Consider the following 19,625-nt stretch of genomic DNA (forward strand, 5'->3'; position numbering starts at 1 on the left):
CAAGGAGGAAGTTAGCACGGAAGATGTTGCTGCACGAGATGGTGTTCAGAATGCGGGTCGATTGCGTAGGATCCTGGGTGCCGGCCACTGCCCTCGAAGCTGATACTGCCCCTGCCCGAACAGGGCTTTCGCGTGAGTGAGGTCAGGCCCCCATTTATCAGGAAATTGGCGCTAATGGTGGGGGGTGTCTCTATTTAGCGCCACTTAATGCATTCGTCGGGGCGTCCAGGGCATTCGCGCTCCGTCAAATAACATCTCACCTATTGGTCGCGTTTTTTAACACGTTCCTTTTTTCATTTTCCTCTGCCATAATCCCCGGCTTTTTGAGAAAATGGACCCATGCCCAAAAGGGCCGCCCGCTGAACCCGGGCGACACGGTGTGACGACTCGCGATAGGGGTTTCTCAGGAATGGCTCACGTTCAACGGGATAGCTGTGCCGTTTTCCAGGACGCTTCGTACGTCCTGCCTGCAACCATCGCGCCGCTGGTCGAGGCCGCGCGCGCCCAGGGCTGGGACGTCAAGGAGGAAATCGCTCCGCACGCTCTGGAGCGGCTGTACCTCACCCTGACTGCCGACACGGCGGCCGGTAAGGGATACGTCTACCTGGTGTGAGACCAGAAAGGCCGCCGCTATGACGTGAGCTACGCGGCGGTATCCAAGCTCAGTGAGGTGACGCTAGGCGGATCCGATTACCGGGGTGTGGGTCGGTCCAAGGTCGATAATGCCCGGTACATGATCATGGCGAATCCGGCGATTCGCGGTGAGGACCCGAGCAACCAGGTCGAGCCGGAAATGGTCGAGACCGAGGACGATATTTCTGACCCGAACACTCCGGTCGGTCGGCAGGCATGGTCTGTCGTCAAGCTGTCCCGCGACGCCCAGAAGTACGCAGGGCAGGCGGAGGAGCACGCGAAGGAGGCGGAGAGGCTCGCACTCGAAACGGCCTGCTACGCGGATATCTCCGAGGTCTCCCGGACCATGCGGGCATGTCGTGAGCAGATTTCGGAGGCGCAGCGGCACGCGGACCTTATCCGGCCGGAATTCGAGGCAGCGGAGCGTCTCTACCGTCGCGCGCGCTGGGCGCACGCTGCGGCGTACCGGATATCTAGCGTCATGTTCTTCTCTGACGGCCCCTGGGAAGCCGTGATGGATGACTGGACGGAGCGCAGCAGCGATGCCCACGCGTCTGCCATGGAATACCGGGACCGCGCCGAGGGTGCGATCGGGGATGCCGGGGAGGACGTCCGCCGTGCCGAGCGTCAGCTCGATCGTGCATGCGCCGTCTGCGGCACCTGGTACCCGTGCACTCGGTCGGGGCGTGAGCTGACCGCCGATCTGTACGACCGTGGCGGGTACACGTGCGGCTGCGGGGGCGCCGTTGAGGTCGACGACGTGCCCGAGCCGATCGAGCCGTGCGCCGGACAGATGAGCTTCGACGACGAACCGGAGCCCGAGCCTGCCGCGCCGGAGCACGAGACCACGGTGGCCGAGCTGGACGGGCACTTCATTCCCTCGTGCTCGTGCGGCTGGGAGCAGGACAACGGGGGCTTCCGGTGCGAGGAGTTCGCGCAGATGCGCGCGGGACATCACCGGGGCCAGCCGGAAATCGACGTGGACCGCCCGAAGCCAGAAAAGGCCACTCGCGAGATCAACGGGACCGAGTTCACCGCGACGTGGGAGCGGCACCAGTACGTGATCCGTTGGCACCGCCACGCGCTCCAGGTGGGCAAGACCGCCGGTGAGGCGTTCCGGCGGCTCGAAGCGGGTCTGCGGGACAACCCCGAGCCGTACGCGGCGGAGATGACGGAGGTGGAGAACAAGAGCAAGGGGAGCAGCAGCATGGGGCGGGGCAGCATGGCGCCGAAGCGCAAGGCGGCGGCGGTCAAGGTCAGTGCCATTGCGTGGAGCGACAAGAACACCTTCCCCTGCGTCGCCGAGTTGCTCGGCCACCGGTACGTCGTGCGCAAGCTCGCCGGGAACTTCAGCGCCCAGCACGAGCACTCGGACGGCGCGCGCCTGATCTTCGACGATCAGGACCCGAAGAACCGGTGCCGCACGGGCGGGGCCATGTTCCCGAACCTGCCTGCGGTCAAGCGGGCGATCCTCGCGGACGCCATCCAGCGGGGCGAGGTCGAGGAGCACCAGGACCAGCCGGAGCGGAAGCCGGTCACGCACGCGGACCTGTTCGCGGTCGACGGCGCCGAGCTGGTCGCGCTGCTCGACTCCCTGACCGTGGAGCAGCGGGAGACGCTGGCCGCGCCGTGGCCGGTGCGGTGGCTGTACCCGGCGGAGATGCCCCGGGGGCTGAACTTCTGCGCCGGGTGCGGTGGCGGCTGCAAGGGCAAGCGGCTGGTGTCCGACACGGACATGATCTGCATCGACCTGGCGGGGGACGCGGTGGCGACCTCGGAGGCGGCCGGGTGCACGGTGCTGCTGGCGGACGTGAAGACGCTCACGCCGGAACACCCCGCGCTGCGGTTCACCAGCGAGACCATGTTCACGATGCCGTGCACGGACTGGACGATCGCGGGCAAGGGCCTCGGCCGTGACGCGAGCAACCTGGAGATCCTCACCGAGGCCATTGACCAGGTCGGTTTCGCCTTCGGCAACTACGAAAAGGACGGAACCGAGTACTGCGACCACGAGGAGAACGGCCAGGAGTGCACCTGGGAGGAGGGTTGCTTCTCCTCGTACGGGGACCGCACCGACATGACCGTGCCGGAGATGTGGGCGCTGGTCGACGGCATGACGAGCAAGACGGCCGGGCTCATGCTGGCCCCGGTGATCTGGTGCCTGGGTCTGCGGTACATCGGTGCGCCGCTCACCCGGGTCGTCATCGAGCAGGCCGCCGCGCTGCCCGAGGAGATCAAGGATGAGATCTGTCTTGAGCTGAACGTGGCCGGGTGCGAGCAAGGCGAGTGGACGACCCTGGACGCGGCCGACTTCGGCAGCCCCAGCAACCGCAAGCGCTCCATCATGGCGGCGCACTGGTACCGGCGGCCGGGCCTTCCGCAGGCACCGGGGATCACCACGCTTGCCTGTGACGCGATCGGCTGGGACGCCGAGGACGAGATCAACACGCGCGGCGTGAGGAAGACCAGCGGGGGCAACGCCTTCCGCATGGACGGTGTCACCAGCCGCCACCCGGAGCCGAAGCCGATCAACGGCATCACCTCGAAGATCCGAGGCTGGTACAACGCGGCCACGGGGCGCCGGTTCACGATCGAGGAGGTGTGCCTCCTGGTCGGCCTGCCCGCCGACTACCCGGTGACCGGGTCGCGGTCCTCTCAGACGCAGCAACTGGGAGACATCTTTTCGCCGCTGGTGTCGCTGGCAGTCTGGGGGCAGCTCCTCGGAGTGCCGTGGCGGGAGCTGCTGCGCCGCTACCTGGGTGAGCTGTACCCGGCGGTGCACGGTGCCGACACCGAAGAAAACTTGGTCGACGAGTCGCCGGCTGGAGCCGACCAGGATCCTGCGCTTGTTGACACGGAGGGAAACGACACGGACGAGTGCGACCACTCGTACGCGTGGCTGACCGTCGACACCGCCGCCGAGGGCGGCCGGGGCGTGGCTGTCGGATGCGCCGACGGGTGCCAGCGGCTCACGCGGAAGGGTCGGAGCAGGACGTCCGCGCTGGCCCTCGCGGAGTGCGAGAGCTGCGAGGTGACGGGCGACTGGGAGCGCGTCAGCGACACCGTGGAGCGGGTGGCCGTCGAGTGGAAGCCGAAGCGGACCACGCCCATGGCAGAGCTGCTGGAGAAGCACGTGGGCGCTGACTGGAAGCCCCTGGAAGCCACCGCCGACCCCGAGTTCACCGACGTCGAGGAAGAGGAGCAGCCGCGGTACCAGGGCCCGCTCACCCGGCAGCAGAAGCGTGCGGCATGGCGTCTGGCGGCCGGTGAGTCCGTCCAGGATTCCGCTCCTGCCGACACGGAGAAGAAGCCGCTGGCCCTGGAGGCCGCCCCGGTGCGGCTGATGCTGGAAGCGGCCCCCCTGGTGCTGCCCAACACGGGACGGGCGTACTGGGAGCCGGGGCAGCGGGTCACGCTGGACCACCGGGCCGGGCGTACGCGGTACAGCCACATCGGCAAGGGCGTGCGGGTGGAGTGGGACGACGCTCCCAACGTCTGCGCCTACGTCAGCCCCCGGGTGCTCTGGGCGGAGGGCACAGAGCCGCTGCTTGAGCGTGCCGACGAGCGGGACGAGCTGCTCGTGGAGCTGCTGACGGAGGAGCTGCGGGAGCGCCCGGTGGACCCGCGCCTTGAGTGGATGCGGTACGAGCGTCCGGCGCCCGTCGACCCGCGTCTTGCCTGGATGGACTACGAGCATCCCGAGCCGGAGCCGGTGGACGTCCTCGCCGAACTGCGCGCCGAGCTGGAGGAGCTGCGCCTGGACGTCGAGGAGTGGGGCGCAGAGGTCGCCGCCCTGGCGGTGGCCGAGGCCGAGCGGGTCGTGGCGGAAGTCGCGCGGGACATGCGGGCGGCGGAGGTTCTGGCCCTGCGGGAGGAAGCGCGGGAGCTGCGGGAGTCGCTCGGGTGGGGGCCCATGGTGTGGGAGCCGGTCCGGCAGCAGCGGCGGGGCGGTTGGGGGTTGGCCGCGTCGGTCGCGGGAGTCCTGGCCGGAGTCGGGGTAGCGCTGGGTCAGGTGGTGCCGCCCCGGGGGTAGGGCGGGGGCCGGGCTGCCTTCGGGTGGCTCGGCCTGCCCCGGTCGGATTCTGTGCAGCGGCACGCCGGCCGCGGGGGCGCCCGCAATGACACTGCGCTGGCGCCGGCGGTCCGTGGACAGCTTCTTGGCGGCCAGCGAGTAATTCCGCGGGAAAAATCGCAGTTGACCGGGCTGTAATTATCGTCCTATGGAAACACTCCTTACCGAGAGATCGGTGCCCAAGTCCAGGAAGCCCCGGCCGGCCGTTCGGCCCCTGACTCGGAAGCAGATGCACCATCAGCGCGTGGTCGAGTGGCGGCGCCCCGGAAGCGCGTCCACGGTCGGGATGCTGCGGTACAAGCCGACGTTCGACGACCCTCACGCGAAGTGGTTCGTGGTCCCGATCGGCTTCGGGGGCGTGACCGTGATGCGCGTGCCGTGGGAAGCGGTCGAGGCGGGCGAGTTCTTCCGGGTGCCCCCGCGGACTCTCTCGGTCGAGGAGGAGCGGACGTTGGCCCGGTACTTCCGTCAGCACCTGGCGGAGGAGTGCGGAAAGCGGTCCAAGATCCGGACGAGGGGTGTCGAGATCAACTGACGCTCACTAAGGTATGGCTCAGTCCTGGTAACCGTGCTTACCGGGATCGATAAAGGGGGCAAATGAACGAGCTTGAGATTATCGACGGGGAGCTACTTTCCGTCGCTCAGAGTGACCCCCGGGGGGAAGCTCGGAATCCGGGCCTTACGGTTCATACCGCCACAGACTATGAACTGAGCCCCGAAACGCTCGAAGCGCTCAAAGCAGCGATCCCGGCAGAGACCTACCGGAAATATGACTTCTGGCTCCGGCGGGCGGCCGACTGGTGCGCGGGGCGCCGATCCGTGGTGCCGATGACCACCGAGACGCTCACGGAGTGGATCAGAGTCACCATCGACACCCCCAGCGAAAAGACCGGGGAGTCGTACGGGGCCTCCGCCCTCGGTCAGGCCGTCGCTGCCGTCCTCGCCGCGCACACTTGGAGCCGAATCCCGATCGAGCAGCACCCCGACCCCCGGCCAGCCCGGCTCCTGATCAAGGCCCACAAAAAGCGCCAGGCCGCTGCAGGCTGCCGCGTGAAGAAGTCCGCCACCGTCGACACCGCCGGCTTCGTCGCCATGGTCGAGCAGTGCGACACGGAGACCCTGACGGGCCTTCGGGACCGTCTGATCGTCATCTGGTCCATCTGGGCCATGACCCGCCGATCTGAGTTCTCGGACCGCGTACTGCCGGACGCGGTGGTGGTGCCGCGCAAGGGCGTGCGCCTGTTCTTCGCCACCAGCAAGACCGACCAGGGTGCCGAAGGCGAATGGGTCGTCATGCCCCGCCGGGACGACGTGCTTGACCCCGTCGCGGCCTACACCGAATACCGCGACGCCCTCGCCGCGGCAGGCATCACCACCGGCAAGATCCTGCGCCGCATCGACCGCTGGGGGAACATCGGCGACGAGCTGAGCGCCGAGTCCGTCAACGACATCATCCAGGCCCTCGCCGACGCAGCCGGCGTCCTCTACGACGACAACGGCGTCAAGCTCACCGCGCACGGCCTCCGGGCCAGCGGCGCCACCATCGCCGACGAGAACGGCGCCTCGGGCGCGGCAATCCGCAGGCAGGGGCGTTGGTCGCCGAACTCGAAGGTGGCCGACGGCTACATCCGTCCCCGTGACGAATGGGACGGTAACGCAATGGCTAGCGTCCCCAGCATGCCCGCCCAGCGAACTGATGGAGAATCCGAGAAGGTCTAAAAATGCGGGGTGCCCAGGAATTAACGCATCGCTGCCCTGCCCGCATAGCGTCTGGTGAAAACGTAAGCCCCCGCCCTGTCTCCGGCGGGGGCTTCGTGCTGTCGCTGCTGATTTAGCTGGAGAAAATAAACCAGCAGGTCAAGCTATTTATGGCGTGGCGAGCGCCACTGCCTGCCGGCTAGCGATTTTCCCTGCGAGCCCTGCCTAGCTCTAGCTGGGGATAGCGCGGGGACAGTGCGCGGCACGGGAAATTCCGCAGGGGCAGGGGAAGGAGCATCGGCCAGGACGGGGATGTGGTTCTGGTGTCTCTACTACTGCTAGCCAGCGAAAGCTTATTGCACCCCGCGAAAATTAGCCCGGGATCCAGCGTGGAAGGGGCCGCGGGCGTATAGGAGAAGAGGGCGGGAGTATGTTCCCCGCAGAAAATTAGCCCTGGATTCTGCGGTGCGTGGCCGGCTGGGGTTGCGTGAGCACCCTCGCGGTTTCGGCGACGAGGCATCTGGGTTCTCGGTAGAGTGCGGCGGACATATATGGAGGGGGATCCACTCGTGTCTGATATCGGCACGTTCATATCTGAGCATGCCGGGGCCCTGACGACAGCTGGGGCGGCGTACGCGGCCGTCGTCGGAACGGTGATCGCTGGTCACATCCAGGGCAAGAAGGCGTTGAGAGGTGCCGAGGCCCAGGCGAAGGCCGCGCTGGATGGGGCGCAGGCCCAGGCGAACAAGGCTCTCGAAGCCGCCCGGGAGCAGGCGCGGGCCGCCCTGGAGGTGGGCCGGCAGCAGGTGGAAGCGACGCTTGCCGGCGTCCGCGAGGCGTCGAAGGAGGCGCATGCGCAGTGGCAGCGGGACCGGTGCCAGGAGGTGTGGGCCGAGTACGTCAAGGAGCTGGATGTGCTCCTGGCGAAGGACCAGGGTTCCGCCGAAGATCGGGAAACCGAAGGTGTTCTCAAGGCTTACGCCATGGTGGAGCTGATCAGTCCGGCCGGCGTTCTTTCCGTGGCGGGGACCGCGCGCGATGATGCGCGGCTCTACGGACTGAACCTGTTTGTCGCCCACCAGAACGACCGGAACGTAGTCGAGCTTTGGCAAGCCCAGCGTCGGCTGCGCGCGAACGTGGAGGCTGCCGCTGGCCTGGAGTTTGACGGTGACATGATCCTGGAAACGATCGACGGAGCATCAGGACCTGTGACGCGGCCACCTGGTTCCCACGAAGCCAACGCCGAGATGCGGGAACGGCACCGCCGAGGGCTCGCCGCGCAGGCCGCTCTCGACGCCTTGGACGCCGCCGAGCGGGATCGTGAGGTTGCGGAGGCTGGCGAGCGTGCGCGGCAGTTGTTGCTCGACGCTGGATTCAGTGTGTGGGAAGCCGGTGGGCTGGCGGATACCGTGCAGCGAGACCACGCGGAGGTCCGGCGGCTGCTGGAGGTAGAGCGGGGCAGGCTACAAGCCTCCCGTGATGCCTTCGTGGCTGAGGCGCGCAGGGAGCTGGACGCGCTCGGTCGATGATGTGGAGAGACGGCCCTAGGCTCAGCTCTCCGGACCCGGGCCCTCCCACTTGAAAAGGCTCGTGTCGCGCAGGTCCACGTCCTCCCAGCCGGGCAGCTCCACCCGCCGCAGGAACTCGCGCAGGTCCCTCTCCGAGCGCGCCAGGCCCAGGCACTACGCGGGGGTCCATGGCTCCAGCATGGCCGCGGTGCTGCTGGTGTGCGTATGGGGAGTGGCAGAAGAGTGAAGCATTTTCTTCCCCGAAATTCGGGGACCTTATGAAGTATGCGGGCCCACGACCTCTAGCCCTCGGGGAAACCCCCGGGGGCTTTTGGTTTTCCCGCGTTAGCGCTCCTCGCGCCCCGTCTCAACACCTTCTTGGAACTCGGCGGGGACCATGGTGACAGCGAGCTTGGCCCGGCCGCTGCGGTAGTAGAGATCGGCGTCACCATCAGCACGGCGCACTGCGTGACCGTACTCGGATGCGTCGTCCACGACCATCCTTCGTGTCCACCGCCGGGATTCCTTTTCCTCGGTATTTACCGAGCTGGGGCTGTACGAGCCCGAAGGGCGCCGGCCGTCGGGGCACTGCATTTCCGGGTCAAGCGCCATATCGCTTCGGAAGCAGCCGGGGCTGTGCCCCTCGATCTCCGTCACATGCCCGTGCTCGGCCTGGACGGGGTTGACCTGCACGTCAGGATCACGATTGACCTTGCTCTGGGCTTCGGCGATTCCGTCGGCGATTCTCCAACGCATAACAACCTCCAGGGGTTCATTTCTTCCTCAAGTTTCTCGCGCGATTATCACCCTGAGGTAATTGCCCGACACCATGGGCGGTGTCCATTCGGAACAGGAGGAATGCCATGAACGATTTCTGGAACCGGGCCGCAGCAGCCAGGCAGGCGCAGGCGCAGGCGCAGCAGGAGGCCTTCGAGGCGAGCCTGACGCCGGTGATGCCGGAGCACCAGGGCGGGACCGCTGCGTGGATCGCTGCGCGGGCGAAGAGGTTCGAGCGCAACAGGGAGGCCACCGCGATGGCTGCGGCCAGCGGGTACGTGAACCTCCAGGACATGCGGGCGCTGGCCCACGAGCGGGCGGTGGCGCAGTACGGCAACCACGCGCGTCTCACCAACCCGGCGGCGCACCTCGCGCAGACGATGGCCGGAGGGCAGGCCCAGGGCTACAGCTCGGGGGCGCCGCGGTCGGCGTACTCGGACACCGTCTGATGGGCCGCGTTGCCCCGCCGCCGGAGTACGCGCACGTGTACGCGGCGATGGAGGACCCGTACGCCCCGCCGGCCTCGTACACCGCGCAGGCATCCCGGAGCCTTCCGGGGGTGTCGACGTATCCGGAGCCGCCGGAGGGCACGTACTGGGCCTCCGACCGGCTTCTGTGGCGCATCGTGACGTCCACGGTGATCGTGCGGGCGCGGGAGGTGGTGCGCTGCCACACCGGGCACCGGTGGATCGACGCAGCCGTGGTGGACCTGTACTTGGCCAACGGGCGGGAGCTGCACGAGGTGGCGTTGCCGTCGTCGACGCTCAGTGCGGACGTGGCGCACCTGCGGCAGTGGACGCCGGTCCGGATCGTGCGGGACGCCGATCGCAAGCCCTGGCGGGCGCTGGTGGTCCCGGATGCCGCGTGGCACGAGCGGGCGGCCGAGCTGACCGCGCGGGACGTATGAGGGCCCCGCGGGTGGTGTGTCCGGGCACACCGTGCTCCGGGCCTGGTCAGGCTGCTTTCGAGTTGCCCCCTCGGTCCCTGCGCTGACCTGGGCGTTCGCGTACACCGCCCGCGGGATTCCCTGCTGCACCCGTACCCCACCCACACACCATGAGTGGTGTTTCCCCCGAGGAGATGACGATGCGGTTTCCCTGGCGCCGGCCCGAGGCCGAGCAGACCATCGACATGACGACCGAGCACGCGCAGCGCGAGTACGCGGAACTGCTGCGGCTGGAGGAAGCGGCCAAGCCGAAGCGGATCGTGGACTTCTCCCGGCCGCCGATCCCGCAGGAGCCGCAGGGGGCGGCGCGGTGGCGTGACCTTCCGTACGACCACCCGTCGCGGTTGGGTTTCCAGGTGGTGCGCAAGGCGCCGGCGCCCGCTCCGGCGTGGTCGCGGGCGCTGCCGGACATCGTGGACTAGCCATGGCCAGGAAGAGGAAGGCGTCCGCGTGGAAGACGGTCAGGGAGGCCGCGAAGCAGGTGGTGGAGGCGGTGAGCCCGGTGCGCATGTACGCGGATCACGTGCTGTCTCAGCCCCCTCCGGTTACGCCACGGGCGCCGTACGAGGGCCCGGTGCCGCCGGAGTGGATGCGGGCCCCCGAGATGGTGATCGGTCCAGAGGGGCAGCCGCATCACTGGATCGACACCGAGCCCATGGCCCTGTGGGAACGCAAGCGCGGCCGGGCCCTGTACGAACTGCGCAAGGAGGAGGTGCGGGACGCAGTGCGGGCGGCCGGCGGGCAGAGCCAGAAGAAGCACTGGGACGACGAACCGGACTACGATCCCCACCTTCGCGACCTGCGATACGTCAATCACCCATCCCGGCGGATGACGGTTCGGCAGCGCGAGGAACGGGACGCGACGGGGCGATGGGGGAAGCCCGCACCCAAGCCACGTCAGGAGGAACAGTTGCCCGAGGCCGAGATGTGCTGGGCGCCCTGGTGGCTTGAGTGACGGCGACCATGGACGGCGCCCCTTTCCCATCCGTGCGGGAGAGGGGGGCGCTGCTGTGCGGGGCACCGGTCAGACTGCTCCGTCCGCCGCGATGCGGTTTAGGGGGATGGGGTCACCGTAGACCGCGCTGTAGACGGCGCTGGCCAGTTCGCGGGCGTCCTGTTCGGCCGTTAGATTGGCCAGGCCGAACCAGCTCCCACTGAGGTCCAGATCAGGTTCGCCTTGAAACCTCTTGGCGGCATGCAGGCGCACGACGGCATCGCGTACGGCCGTCTGCGACTCCATCGAGAGGCGGACCTCTCCGGTCGGGACCTTTTCGGCAGTGGCTGTGTCGACCTCCACCATCCACAACTTCCCGATGTGGCGGACGACGGCGTACGTGACTCCCTCGTCGCTGGCCTTATGCCATTCAGGTGGGTACAGGTTGTTGAAGGGGCTGCCCTTGAGAGCCGGCACGTGTTCGGGGGCAAGAAAGACGGTCACGAGGAGACGCTACGCCTTCCGGTGGTGCCGTGAACGCCGTTCGCCTGCGCGGGCATCTCCGGCACATCAGTTCCGGACGCCGCGGACCAGCAGGGTCCCGATGTGGCTGGGTGTGGGCGCATCGATCTCGCGGACCTCCACATCGGTGAAGCCGGCGGTCTCCATGAACTCCTGCCACTGCTGGACGGTGTAGCTGTAGCGGTAGGTGAACATCACCGGTCCCGCGAAGCCGCCCTTGTACATGCCCTGGGGGCCGTAGGCGCCGGGGATGGCGGGGGGCTGGGAGAAGGCGAAGACACCGCCGGGGTTCAGGCTGTTGGCGACCAAGGGGAAGAGGCGGGAGGGGTCGGTGAACCAGGCGGCGCCGAAGACGGAGTACACCGCGTCGAAGGTGGTCTCGCCGCCGGCCAGGTAGGCGAGGATTTCGGCGCACACGAACTCGATGCCGAGGTGCCCGTACTTCTCGGTGCTGTGCGCGACGGCGACCGGGGACAGGTCTACGCCGGTGCCCTTGATGCCCTGCTCGGCGAGGTAGGCCAGGGCGCGGCCGGTGCCGTAGCCGATCTCCAGGACGGTGGAGGGGTCGCCGAGGATGCCGGGGCCGGGGTCGCCGGGGTGGTCCTTGTACTGGGTCCAGCGGAACACCGGATCGCCGTTGCTGGGGTCCTTCCAGGCGCTCTCGGCGAAGGTGTCCCACAGGGCCTGTTCGTGCTCGTAGTTGTGCGGTGCGCTCATGGCGGTGTCCTTCGGGAACGCGGGAGGGGCCCCGCCGGTCGTGCTGGCGAGGCCCACACCCTAGGGGCGGTTCGGTCGTGCAGGTGACGGTTTCGGCCGCCGGTCACCCGGTCAGTGGCTGTCGGGACCTTGGAGTCGCACGGCGAGCACTGCGCGCCGTCCTTGGCCCACAGTTCCTTGTCCGGGGTGAACCCGCAGGAGCGCAGGAAGTCCGCGGTGCGGATGACCAGGCCGTCGCTGCGGCGCTTGACGAACGGGGCGTGGTGCTTGTACTTGCCGTTGTTGTACAGGTCGCAGAAGGCGAAGTAGACCGGGGTGTCGAGGATGACCTGGTGGACGCCCTTGTCGACGATCTTCCCGACGCCGATGTGCACGTCCGGGTTCTCCATCGACGCGATCATGTACATCACGGCGTTGCCCAGGATCCGCTCGGCGGTCTCGCGGGTGTCGACCTCGTCGCGGAGCAGCAGGGCGATCTCGCGCTCCCAGATCGACATGCCGTCGTCGAGGATGTTGACGGTGAGGTGCTCGATCTTGTCCTGGACCGCGTTCAGCAGTTCCTTCGGGTCGCGGGAACGGTTGGCGACACGGTTGGGGTTGTCCAGCAGAACAGTCATGGATGGTGCTCCTCTCGATCGCGTTCGAGTGGTGCATGGGTGGCGCCGGGGATCACGTCCCTAGACATGTCCCCGACGCCGTTCCTCTCCGTGCCGACTGCCTGGTCTGGTTCGGAGAGGAAGCCTGTGGGTGATGCGCACGCCCCGCCCCGGGCCGTAGGAGTGCGGGGCGGTGGCATCGGTGGTGCGCTTCGTCAGTGGGGGACCGGTGGGAAGTGAGCGACCGTACGCGCAGCCTGAGAACGCGCACGGAAGCCGAAGCTGATGAGGATGACGCTCTCTCCGGGGCCGAGCGGCGTCCGACCGTGCGGGGTGAACGCCCCGTCGAACACGACGCAGTCTCCCGGCGCGAGATCGCATGCGCGGTAGCCGTCAGCACCGATGAAGACGGTGGCGCTGATGGTGGGGGCCACGGGGACGTGTTCGTGCTTGAGGCACAGGATCAGGTTCGCCTCCCCGAAGCCGAATTCGTCCACGTGGAAGTCGAGGAACTGCCCCTCTTCCAGGTAGGCGATGTAGACGCCGGTGTGGGGCTGCTCGACTTCCAGGCCGGAAGCCCGCGCTACGGCGGCGGCGAGGTCGACCTGGCCCGCGAAGAGGTTCGCCGCGTCACCGACGGGTGCGTTCCACTTGCCGTTATGCAGGTACCCGTCAGCCGCGATGGCCTTCTCAGCCTCCTCCGTCATAGAGGTGAGTAGGTCGGCAGGGAACGGCTGGTCGCGCACGTGGCTGGGCTGCACCCGCGCTTGGGCGGTGAGGCCGCGCACGGCGTGCTGGAGCACGGGAAACCCCTCCTCCCACCTTGCTGGCGCCCAGACCGTGGTGTGGGCCTGGAGCCATGTGGTCCAGCGGCTACTTCACGGCGCCGCTTCCGCCTGGCCGATCAGCATCTCCACGCGGTCGACGGCGGCCTGGGTGGACTCGATCAGCCCGGCGTCGCCCTTGGCGGTCCGCAGCCGCAGTGCTTCCTGAAGGTGGGCGCGGGCTGGCACGAGATCGCCCTGTTCCATGAGGTGCTTGCCGAGGTGTTGGAGAGCGAAGTCGACCAGCTCGGGATGCTGGCTCCGGGCGGCGTCCAGGGCTCCGCGGTAGAGCTTGTCTGCGGTCTCGGTTTCACCGGCGTAGCGGTACGCGTCGCCAAGGTTGAGTTCGGCGGCGATGACGGCCCTGGTGTTGCCGCTGGCGGTGGCCAGGTCGAGCGCCCGTCGCAGGAACGCGCGGGCGTCGTCGTAATCGCCGAGGACTACCAGACCGATGCCGGTCCACCTGGCCAGGACCCGCGCCCGGTCGGCCTCGCTTCCTTCGGGGAGCACGCGCAGCTCCTCGCGGATATCCGCGAGGGCGGCGGCCAACTGGTCGCGGTCGGTCGGGACCATGCGCAGGGCATCGTCCTGGGTGATGAGGTGCTGGAGCACTCGCCCTCCCCTACAGCTCGTCGGTCTGGTGACGCAGGCCGGCCAGCAGCTCCCGGCCGTGGGCGGTGAAGTGCTCACCCAGGAGTTCGAGCTGGCCCATCAGGTAGCGGACGGCCGGCATGCCCTCGTCGTAGGCGGCCTGGAAGCACGCGCGCTCGTTGGCGGTCAGGTCGTCGCGGTCGAGTTCGGTACGGCGGAACCGCAGAAGTTGGTTGTACACGCACGTCGCGTGGAACGTCCGGTCCACCTCCCAGAACTGGTTGCGCTCCACCCCCTGCGATGCCCGCCACGCGATCTCGATTTTGGGGGAGGTCTGGGAGGAGTAGCCATCGGCGAAGACCTGGTGCGTCAGGACGTGGAAGCTGACTGACTGGTGGACGCCCTCGTGCAGGATGTTCTCCGCGAGGAAGCGGGGCGAGGGCTCGGTGCTGACGGTGTTCGGCGGGATGTGGAGCTGCGCCTTCCCGGAGAACACGATGACGTACGGGAGCGCGGGATCGCTGGAGCTGGTCAGCGAGGAGATGCCGGCGTCGGGCTTGAGGCTCACCCACAGCAGTCCCCTGACGAACTCGCGTACGCGGGCGAAGCCGTCGGGGTGGACCGAGGCCAGGCGCTCCAGGGCGCGGGTCAGGGCTGTGCGGCGCGCGACGGTGTGCTCGGCGATGTCGTAATTACCCAGGTTGATCTCGCGGGCGAGCTGCTCGTGGAGGGTGCCGTCGAACCAGTCGAACGCGGTCCCGGCCACGTTCACCGTGTCACTGCCGAGGGAGCGGGAGTGCTCGGCGTAGGGGGTGCCGGATTTCACGAGGTGCTCCATCAGGGCGAACGGCAGGGCGCGTTCGGCGCCGTCTTCGCGGAGGCGGATCAGCGCCGGGTCCTGGCGTCCGAGATCGAAGAAGGTGCCGGCCTCTACTCGGGTAGCAATGGTGGTGTGCACGTGGGCCTCCCTGGTACGTGCGGCGGTGGAGACGAGTGCGAGGCGTCTCGGTATGAGCAGCCGAGACGCCCCGCGGTGCCGTCAGTTAGAGGGCGTCAGTACTGCGCCAGGGTCAGACCGCAGGTGTCTCCGGCTCGAACACGCCGTCCGGGACGGAGTGGTCCAGGCGGCGGGTCAGGGACGTGACGGACGGCGGGTCCTGGGGAAAGGCGCCGTCAGGGACGGAGTGGTCCAGGCGTCGCGTCAGGTTGTTGACCTGGGTCTCGTTGGACATGGGGGATCCTCCCTTTCACGAAGGCAGCCCGCACCAATGCGGTGCAGGGTCGTGCGCCCACCACAGACGTGGTTCTCACGGTCTCGGTGGGAGTCGTTGGTCACCGGCCCGGTCGACCGGCGAGTGCCAGGGCGAGGACGACAGCCGTGACGACGGCGACGTACGCAAGGACGCGAGCTGCTGGCGCCATCCCCACGGGTCGCGCTCTCGTAAGCCGCTCGGGGTCACCGGTCGTCGGCGGGACGGGGCACGTCGGGGTCGAGAATCCATTCCTTGCCGCCGCCCTCGGGCCGCAGGAAGACCGCGTTGTGGATGAAGCGGCGGGTGGCGGGGTCCTCGAAGTCGCCAATGAACTGCACGATGGCCTCGCAGTCGCGGCCGGGGTCATAGACACGGGCCCCCTCGTGCAGCCAGGCAGGAAGACCCTGGTGGGACGTGGGGCGGGGCACGGTCATCATTCCTCGGCCGCCTTCTCGGCGGTGACGGAGGAGCGGCGCATGAACTTCTCCCAGCCGCCGGCCGCACGGACACGCAGGGACCGGCTCGGCGCCCCGGGGATCGGCTCCTGTATGGCGAGAGTGTGTCCGCTGGCTCCGGTCTTCCGGCGCGGCAGGGAGGGGGTGGTCATGGCCTTGCTCCTCTCCGACGGGGGACGCAGCGGACCACAGGACGGCATGAGGATGAGGGCCTGCGGCCCGCTGCTGGGGGAGCACTTCCCGGAGCCGGTGGGTAGCTTCGGGGTGCGTTCACCAACGTAGGGAAGTGGGTTGGACGTCCCCAACGAAGTTGCGGCTAATTGCGGAAATTCATCCGAGGGCGTCGAGCGCGGCCGTGATCAGCGCGCGGGCGTTGTCGCCGTAGACGGCCATTTTCGACAGCCCTTCGAACGCCTTCGCGTAGTCGTCCAGTTCACGGGGCTGGGTGACGCCGATTCTGGCGGTGAGGGTCTCCACGGCCACCCGGCGCTCGTCGTACAGGTAGAACGCCTCCAACGGCCACACGCTGCGCTCGGCGGCGAACGGGATGATCCCGAGGGAGACGGACGCGAGCGGCATCACGGTCAGCAGGTGGCGGAGTTGGCCGGCCATCGCGTCCGCGTCGCCGATCCGGGAGCGCAGCACCCACTCCTCCATCAGCACCGCGTAACGGTGGTTGCCCTCGTAGAGGAAGCGGGAGCGGGCGACGCGGGCGGCCACGGCCTCTGTGACGTCATCTGGGGTGCCCTGGAAGCGCGTGATGCTGCTCAGGAGGGCTGTCGCGTAGGCGGGCGTCTGGAGGAACCCGGGCACGACGTTGGAGACGTAGACGCGCTGGAGGGACGCCTGGGCGTTTGAGGCGTAGGCGTTCTCCTGGGAGCGGCGCAGGCCGTTGCGGTGGAGGCGGCGCCACTCCTGGTACATGGAGTCGACGGCGCGGGAGGTGGCGATCAGGTCGTCCACCTGCTCGTCGGCGCCGCAGGCAGCGCACCAGGCTCGGATGTCCGAGTCGGACGGGGCGACCTCTCCTTTCTGGATGCGGGTGGTCTTCGCGGGGTGCCAGTCGCACCGGGCGGACAGCTCCCGTCCGGTGAGACCGGCATCCCTGCGCAGGTGGGACAGGCGCACGGCGAGGGCTTCACGGGCCGCCTGTGCGCTGGAGGAGGGGGATGCGGGCACGGGTGTGGGGTCAGACGGCGTACTGGTCGTGCGGGATTCCGCGCTCCCACACTGACTCGAACGCCGACGCGCACAGCTTGACCATGGCGGGGTCCTCGGTGCGCACCTTCGGTTCTTCCGGGTGCCAGTCACCGGTACCGGTCCAGTTGTGGAGCTGGACCAGGCGGCCGTCGAACAGCCAGAAGTCCGTGCCGGGCAACGCGATGTCGAAGGCGCGGCGCCGCGGAAGCCAGCGGACCTGTTCGCCCGCGTCGATGTTCATCTGGGTGCCGGCGTGCTCGTAACGGATGTAGTCGCTCACCGGCTCGGAGATGATGCGGGCGCGACGCATGACGACGCCGCGGGCGGTAGCGGCGGAGACCATGTTCAGCCAGTTGGAGCGCTCCGCCCGCTGGGATGCCTCGCTCCACTCCCCGCGCAGGAATGACGCGAATGAGTCGGCCTCGCTGGGCACCCCGTAGCTGTCACGCATCTCCAGGTGGACTGCTGACGTCTGCGTCTGCTCCAACAGCTCCGCGAAGCTGGGCGCGTTCTGCGGCATTGCATGCCTCCCTCAAGATCGGCACCATCCGGGCCGGAATACGGATCACTGTCTCGTGCGCGGGGATGCCTGGAGCGTGGCCGGGGACCCACTGCGTCCCATCAATCAGGGCCCTTAGGACCTCCTCGGCGGTCACCCCCTGGATGACCAGGTCGGCGGTCTCCTCCTCCACCCACACCGTGGGAGAGCCCTCCTCACCGGTGCTGGGATCTATCCCGACGAACTGTAGATCCATGGCGATCTCCCCTGTCCAGCCAGTTGCGGGTACTTGCGCACGAGACTTCTCCTCGGGGCCCGGCAGCGTCAAGATGCCCTTCGGTCAAGCCTGTTGGATTCGCCGAAAACGACGAAGCCCCCGCTGTCCGGCCCGGTGCCAGGGCGGGGCTGCGGCTCGGATTCCGCTAAGTGGATATCCACTTTCACGCGACCTGACGGATCGTTAGGGTGCGAGCATGAGCCGACTTCATCTGCCTCGGGGCTACGAGGAACCTGACCCGAACGAGACCGCGCGGGAGATGTACGCGACGTACGGGGCGGCGGTGTACTTCGCCTCGTGTCTGGAGTACGGCCTGATCAACGTGCTCGCCGCGGCGGAGGTACTGAAGGCCAAGAAGGCCGGCAAGACCATCGCGGACGACCCGTGGAACCGCCGGATCCAGGACAAGAAGCTCACCCTGGGAGTGCTGATCACTCAGGTCAAGAACGGCGGCCACCTGTCCGTCGCCCCTGGATTGCAGAAGGAGCTGTACGACGCCCTGGAGGGGCGGAACAACCTGGCGCACCACTTCTGGCGCGAGCGGTCGGACGACGCGATCTCGGTCAAGGGTCAGCAGGTGCTCATAGCCGAGCTGGAAGGCCACCGGAAGATGTTCGACGCGGCGAACAAGCGGGTGGAAGCGGAGGTGGCGGAGCCGATGCTGGTGCAGCTGGGGATTACGCCGGACCAGCAGTCCCAGATGTACAACCAGATGCTGCGCAAGGCGAAGGAGAAGTACAACTGACCTGACCGCCGGGAACACGAGAGCCCCCGCTGGCCGGCACGGTACCGGGGCGGGGGCCGTCGTGACGCCGGGGCCTACTCGAAGATGTTCGGGATCGGGATGCGGTTGGCGGCGCTGCGGTTGTTGTTCCAGGCCCCGGCGACGAACAGGTGCGCGGCCTTGATGCGGCCCTGCGTCCCGTCGCCGCGGGTGCCGTTGGCCGTCGAGAGGCCCTGAATCTTCGCACGGACGTTCAGGGCCGCCCCCTGCCGGGCCAGGCGCGTCGCGAGGTCCTTCGGCTTGATGACGTCGCTGTGGCGGTGCATGACGACGGCGATGCCGGAGAGGATGACGTGGTCCCAGCTCTCGGCCGTACGCCCGAAGGCTTCCTCGGAGATGGCGAGGGCCTGGTCGAGCCGGTGGTCGCCGTAATCGCGGACGATCTTCAGAATGCCGTTGATGCCCCGGACACCGCTGACGCTGCGGCTGCCGACCTTCAGGCCGTGCTTGTCGAGGACCGCCTGCGTGTCCACGAAGAGCGGGTGGCCGGCCACGAGACCGATGCGGTATTCGTCGGTGGCGCCGACCTTCGAGGACTCCTTGTTCTTGATGATGAACATGGACGCCTCGTTGGCCAGGGTGAGCCCGGTGTGAATCTCGCAGTGGATCTTCTCGACGGCCGTGACACCGGCGGCGATGGCGAGCTGGCAGCCGTAGATGCGGTGCATACCGTCCATGGGGACGAGCTTGCCGTCCTCGCGGAGGGAGAGGATCGGGGTGCCGAGAGCAGTGGGAACGATGTTGTCGGCGATCTTCTGCGCGCGGGCCTTGTTGAGATTGCGCTGCGCGCGGGTGTCGAACGTGATCTTCCGGGGGTCCACCTTCTTGTACTCGATCGGGTGGTCCGGGATGTCGTAGCTGTAGTCCTTGACGGACATACCTCTCCCTATGTAGGAGGGTCAGCACCCCAAAGGGGGTGACGGCGACCCTGTCAGCGCCCGAGTGCGGGCGACGGCGACTTGTCCAAGGACCCTACAGGGCCGAACGGGTGACTAGTAGTCATTTTCTAACTGGTGAGACGGCGCCCCCGGTTCGCCCACACCCACCCACGAGGAGGCCCCGCCGAGATTTCCGGAACGTGGGCCTCCTCGCGCTACGCGGGCTAATCGCCGGTCACGTCGAAGCTCACAGCTCGGTCCCCTCGGCCTCGCGGGGGACCAGACGGGCGGGGACGCGGCCGGCGTACAGCTCCTCGCGCTCCTCGGGGGTGATGTGCTCGCACGCGTTGCGGTCGACGCTGGCCCCCAGGAATTCCGGGCGGCTGGAGTGGATCCCGTACGTGGGGGCGTTCAGGCCTTCGTGCAACTCGGGGCACTGGTAGTGGATGGGCTCGCTCATG

General features: G+C 67.9%; 24 protein-coding genes and 1 pseudogene. 10 read left to right on the top strand and 15 right to left on the bottom strand.

Annotated features, from left to right (window positions below; genetic code table 11):
- Window positions 1-409: 409 nt before the first annotated feature.
- The 5 genes from C0216_RS08685 to C0216_RS08705 all read left to right on the top strand — a co-directional run bounded on the left by C0216_RS08685 (window position 410) and on the right by C0216_RS08705 (window position 7,932).
- Complete coding sequence (locus C0216_RS08685; RefSeq protein WP_114054708.1) at window positions 410-613, top strand: hypothetical protein; 204 nt, start codon at window positions 410-412, stop codon at window positions 611-613.
- A 780-nt stretch (window positions 614-1,393) separates the two neighbouring features.
- Window positions 1,394-4,666 (top strand): DNA cytosine methyltransferase, encoded by a 3,273-nt coding sequence (locus C0216_RS33345; RefSeq protein ID WP_162793073.1) that lies wholly within the window; start codon window positions 1,394-1,396, stop codon window positions 4,664-4,666.
- Window positions 4,667-4,934: 268 nt separating this feature from the next.
- Complete coding sequence (locus C0216_RS08695; RefSeq protein WP_114054709.1) at window positions 4,935-5,240, top strand: hypothetical protein; 306 nt, start codon at window positions 4,935-4,937, stop codon at window positions 5,238-5,240.
- 62 nt (window positions 5,241-5,302) lie between these two features.
- Window positions 5,303-6,424 (top strand): hypothetical protein, encoded by a 1,122-nt coding sequence (locus tag C0216_RS08700; RefSeq protein WP_162793139.1) that lies wholly within the window; start codon window positions 5,303-5,305, stop codon window positions 6,422-6,424.
- Window positions 6,425-6,972: 548 nt separating this feature from the next.
- Window positions 6,973-7,932, top strand: a complete 960-nt coding sequence (locus tag C0216_RS08705) for a hypothetical protein (protein ID WP_114054711.1) — start codon at window positions 6,973-6,975, stop codon at window positions 7,930-7,932.
- 324 nt (window positions 7,933-8,256) lie between these two features.
- Here the strand turns inward: C0216_RS08705 and C0216_RS08710 are convergent, their stop codons facing one another.
- Window positions 8,257-8,667, bottom strand: coding sequence for a hypothetical protein (locus C0216_RS08710; RefSeq protein ID WP_114054712.1), 411 nt, complete (start codon window positions 8,665-8,667; stop codon window positions 8,257-8,259).
- Between the two features lie 107 nt (window positions 8,668-8,774).
- Between C0216_RS08710 and C0216_RS08715 the strand changes: the two genes are divergently transcribed.
- The 4 genes from C0216_RS08715 to C0216_RS08730 all read left to right on the top strand — a co-directional run bounded on the left by C0216_RS08715 (window position 8,775) and on the right by C0216_RS08730 (window position 10,589).
- On the top strand, window positions 8,775-9,137 hold the full coding sequence (locus C0216_RS08715) for a hypothetical protein (protein WP_114054713.1): 363 nt from the start codon (window positions 8,775-8,777) through the stop codon (window positions 9,135-9,137).
- Window positions 9,137-9,595, top strand: coding sequence for a hypothetical protein (locus tag C0216_RS08720; RefSeq protein WP_114054714.1), 459 nt, complete (start codon window positions 9,137-9,139; stop codon window positions 9,593-9,595). The genes C0216_RS08715 and C0216_RS08720 overlap by 1 nt, the downstream gene beginning before the upstream one ends.
- Before the next feature lie 149 nt (window positions 9,596-9,744).
- Window positions 9,745-10,056 carry a hypothetical protein gene (locus C0216_RS08725; protein ID WP_162793140.1) on the top strand — a complete coding sequence of 104 codons (312 nt, stop codon included), beginning with the start codon at window positions 9,745-9,747 and terminating at the stop codon, window positions 10,054-10,056.
- A gap of 2 nt (window positions 10,057-10,058) precedes the next feature.
- The gene (locus C0216_RS08730; protein WP_114054716.1) at window positions 10,059-10,589 is read left to right on the top strand and encodes a hypothetical protein; all 531 of its coding nucleotides are present in this window, start codon (window positions 10,059-10,061) and stop codon (window positions 10,587-10,589) included.
- Window positions 10,590-10,658: 69 nt separating this feature from the next.
- Here the strand turns inward: C0216_RS08730 and C0216_RS08735 are convergent, their stop codons facing one another.
- The 12 genes and pseudogenes from C0216_RS08735 to C0216_RS34270 all read right to left on the bottom strand — a co-directional run bounded on the left by C0216_RS08735 (window position 10,659) and on the right by C0216_RS34270 (window position 17,481).
- Window positions 10,659-11,072 carry a hypothetical protein gene (locus tag C0216_RS08735; RefSeq protein ID WP_114054717.1) on the bottom strand — a complete coding sequence of 138 codons (414 nt, stop codon included), beginning with the start codon at window positions 11,070-11,072 and terminating at the stop codon, window positions 10,659-10,661.
- Between the two features lie 66 nt (window positions 11,073-11,138).
- Window positions 11,139-11,807 carry a class I SAM-dependent methyltransferase gene (locus C0216_RS08740; RefSeq protein ID WP_114058536.1) on the bottom strand — a complete coding sequence of 223 codons (669 nt, stop codon included), beginning with the start codon at window positions 11,805-11,807 and terminating at the stop codon, window positions 11,139-11,141.
- Window positions 11,808-11,929: 122 nt separating this feature from the next.
- Window positions 11,930-12,424 (bottom strand): annotated as a pseudogene (locus C0216_RS08745) (hypothetical protein); the annotation flags it as partial.
- Window positions 12,425-12,618: 194 nt separating this feature from the next.
- Entirely contained in the window at window positions 12,619-13,206 is a 588-nt protein-coding gene (locus C0216_RS08750) for a hypothetical protein (protein ID WP_114054718.1), read from the bottom strand.
- A gap of 75 nt (window positions 13,207-13,281) precedes the next feature.
- Window positions 13,282-13,839: a tetratricopeptide repeat protein gene (locus C0216_RS08755; protein ID WP_114054719.1), complete on the bottom strand. Its 558-nt coding sequence runs from the start codon at window positions 13,837-13,839 to the stop codon at window positions 13,282-13,284.
- A gap of 10 nt (window positions 13,840-13,849) precedes the next feature.
- Window positions 13,850-14,776, bottom strand: a complete 927-nt coding sequence (locus tag C0216_RS08760; protein WP_114054720.1) for a hypothetical protein — start codon at window positions 14,774-14,776, stop codon at window positions 13,850-13,852.
- A gap of 112 nt (window positions 14,777-14,888) precedes the next feature.
- Window positions 14,889-15,050 (bottom strand): hypothetical protein, encoded by a 162-nt coding sequence (locus C0216_RS33350; RefSeq protein ID WP_162793141.1) that lies wholly within the window; start codon window positions 15,048-15,050, stop codon window positions 14,889-14,891.
- A gap of 224 nt (window positions 15,051-15,274) precedes the next feature.
- Window positions 15,275-15,499 carry a hypothetical protein gene (locus C0216_RS08765; RefSeq protein ID WP_246042409.1) on the bottom strand — a complete coding sequence of 75 codons (225 nt, stop codon included), beginning with the start codon at window positions 15,497-15,499 and terminating at the stop codon, window positions 15,275-15,277.
- 5 nt (window positions 15,500-15,504) lie between these two features.
- Entirely contained in the window at window positions 15,505-15,678 is a 174-nt protein-coding gene (locus C0216_RS33355) for a hypothetical protein (RefSeq protein ID WP_162793142.1), read from the bottom strand.
- 178 nt (window positions 15,679-15,856) lie between these two features.
- Window positions 15,857-16,705 carry a helix-turn-helix domain-containing protein gene (locus tag C0216_RS08770; protein ID WP_114054721.1) on the bottom strand — a complete coding sequence of 283 codons (849 nt, stop codon included), beginning with the start codon at window positions 16,703-16,705 and terminating at the stop codon, window positions 15,857-15,859.
- A 10-nt stretch (window positions 16,706-16,715) separates the two neighbouring features.
- Window positions 16,716-17,246, bottom strand: coding sequence for a DUF6879 family protein (locus C0216_RS08775; RefSeq protein ID WP_114054722.1), 531 nt, complete (start codon window positions 17,244-17,246; stop codon window positions 16,716-16,718).
- Window positions 17,170-17,481 (bottom strand): hypothetical protein, encoded by a 312-nt coding sequence (locus C0216_RS34270; protein ID WP_114054723.1) that lies wholly within the window; start codon window positions 17,479-17,481, stop codon window positions 17,170-17,172. The genes C0216_RS08775 and C0216_RS34270 overlap by 77 nt, the downstream gene beginning before the upstream one ends.
- 217 nt (window positions 17,482-17,698) lie before the next feature.
- On the opposite strand from C0216_RS34270, the gene C0216_RS08785 reads away from it, so the two are divergent.
- Window positions 17,699-18,247, top strand: a complete 549-nt coding sequence (locus C0216_RS08785; RefSeq protein ID WP_162793143.1) for a hypothetical protein — start codon at window positions 17,699-17,701, stop codon at window positions 18,245-18,247.
- A gap of 74 nt (window positions 18,248-18,321) precedes the next feature.
- Here the strand turns inward: C0216_RS08785 and C0216_RS08790 are convergent, their stop codons facing one another.
- Together C0216_RS08790 and C0216_RS08795 are read right to left on the bottom strand one after the other, a co-directional pair.
- Entirely contained in the window at window positions 18,322-19,164 is an 843-nt protein-coding gene (locus tag C0216_RS08790; RefSeq protein ID WP_114054725.1) for a DUF6551 family protein, read from the bottom strand.
- A gap of 247 nt (window positions 19,165-19,411) precedes the next feature.
- The gene (locus tag C0216_RS08795; protein ID WP_114054726.1) at window positions 19,412-19,624 is read right to left on the bottom strand and encodes a hypothetical protein; all 213 of its coding nucleotides are present in this window, start codon (window positions 19,622-19,624) and stop codon (window positions 19,412-19,414) included.
- Window position 19,625: the final 1 nt, after the last annotated feature.

Source organism: Streptomyces globosus (genome assembly GCF_003325375.1).
Classification (GTDB): domain Bacteria; phylum Actinomycetota; class Actinomycetes; order Streptomycetales; family Streptomycetaceae; genus Streptomyces; species Streptomyces globosus_A.

What these genes read in the sequence shown, in the direction of transcription:
- C0216_RS08685 (WP_114054708.1), top strand. Translation starts at nt 410, where the DNA reads ATGGCTCACGTTCAACGGGATAGCTGTGCCGTTTTCCAGGACGCTTCG.
- C0216_RS08695 (WP_114054709.1), top strand. Translation starts at nt 4,935, where the DNA reads ATGCACCATCAGCGCGTGGTCGAGTGGCGGCGCCCCGGAAGCGCGTCC.
- C0216_RS08700 (WP_162793139.1), top strand. Translation starts at nt 5,303, where the DNA reads ATGAACGAGCTTGAGATTATCGACGGGGAGCTACTTTCCGTCGCTCAG.
- C0216_RS08710 (WP_114054712.1), bottom strand. Translation starts at nt 8,667, where the DNA reads ATGCGTTGGAGAATCGCCGACGGAATCGCCGAAGCCCAGAGCAAGGTC.
- C0216_RS08715 (WP_114054713.1), top strand. Translation starts at nt 8,775, where the DNA reads ATGAACGATTTCTGGAACCGGGCCGCAGCAGCCAGGCAGGCGCAGGCG.
- C0216_RS08720 (WP_114054714.1), top strand. Translation starts at nt 9,137, where the DNA reads ATGGGCCGCGTTGCCCCGCCGCCGGAGTACGCGCACGTGTACGCGGCG.
- C0216_RS08725 (WP_162793140.1), top strand. Translation starts at nt 9,745, where the DNA reads ATGAGTGGTGTTTCCCCCGAGGAGATGACGATGCGGTTTCCCTGGCGC.
- C0216_RS08730 (WP_114054716.1), top strand. Translation starts at nt 10,059, where the DNA reads ATGGCCAGGAAGAGGAAGGCGTCCGCGTGGAAGACGGTCAGGGAGGCC.
- C0216_RS08740 (WP_114058536.1), bottom strand. Translation starts at nt 11,807, where the DNA reads ATGAGCGCACCGCACAACTACGAGCACGAACAGGCCCTGTGGGACACC.
- C0216_RS33350 (WP_162793141.1), bottom strand. Translation starts at nt 15,050, where the DNA reads ATGTCCAACGAGACCCAGGTCAACAACCTGACGCGACGCCTGGACCAC.
- C0216_RS33355 (WP_162793142.1), bottom strand. Translation starts at nt 15,678, where the DNA reads ATGACCACCCCCTCCCTGCCGCGCCGGAAGACCGGAGCCAGCGGACAC.
- C0216_RS08775 (WP_114054722.1), bottom strand. Translation starts at nt 17,246, where the DNA reads ATGCCGCAGAACGCGCCCAGCTTCGCGGAGCTGTTGGAGCAGACGCAG.
- C0216_RS34270 (WP_114054723.1), bottom strand. Translation starts at nt 17,481, where the DNA reads ATGGATCTACAGTTCGTCGGGATAGATCCCAGCACCGGTGAGGAGGGC.
- C0216_RS08785 (WP_162793143.1), top strand. Translation starts at nt 17,699, where the DNA reads ATGAGCCGACTTCATCTGCCTCGGGGCTACGAGGAACCTGACCCGAAC.
- C0216_RS08790 (WP_114054725.1), bottom strand. Translation starts at nt 19,164, where the DNA reads ATGTCCGTCAAGGACTACAGCTACGACATCCCGGACCACCCGATCGAG.
- C0216_RS08795 (WP_114054726.1), bottom strand. Translation starts at nt 19,624, where the DNA reads ATGAGCGAGCCCATCCACTACCAGTGCCCCGAGTTGCACGAAGGCCTG.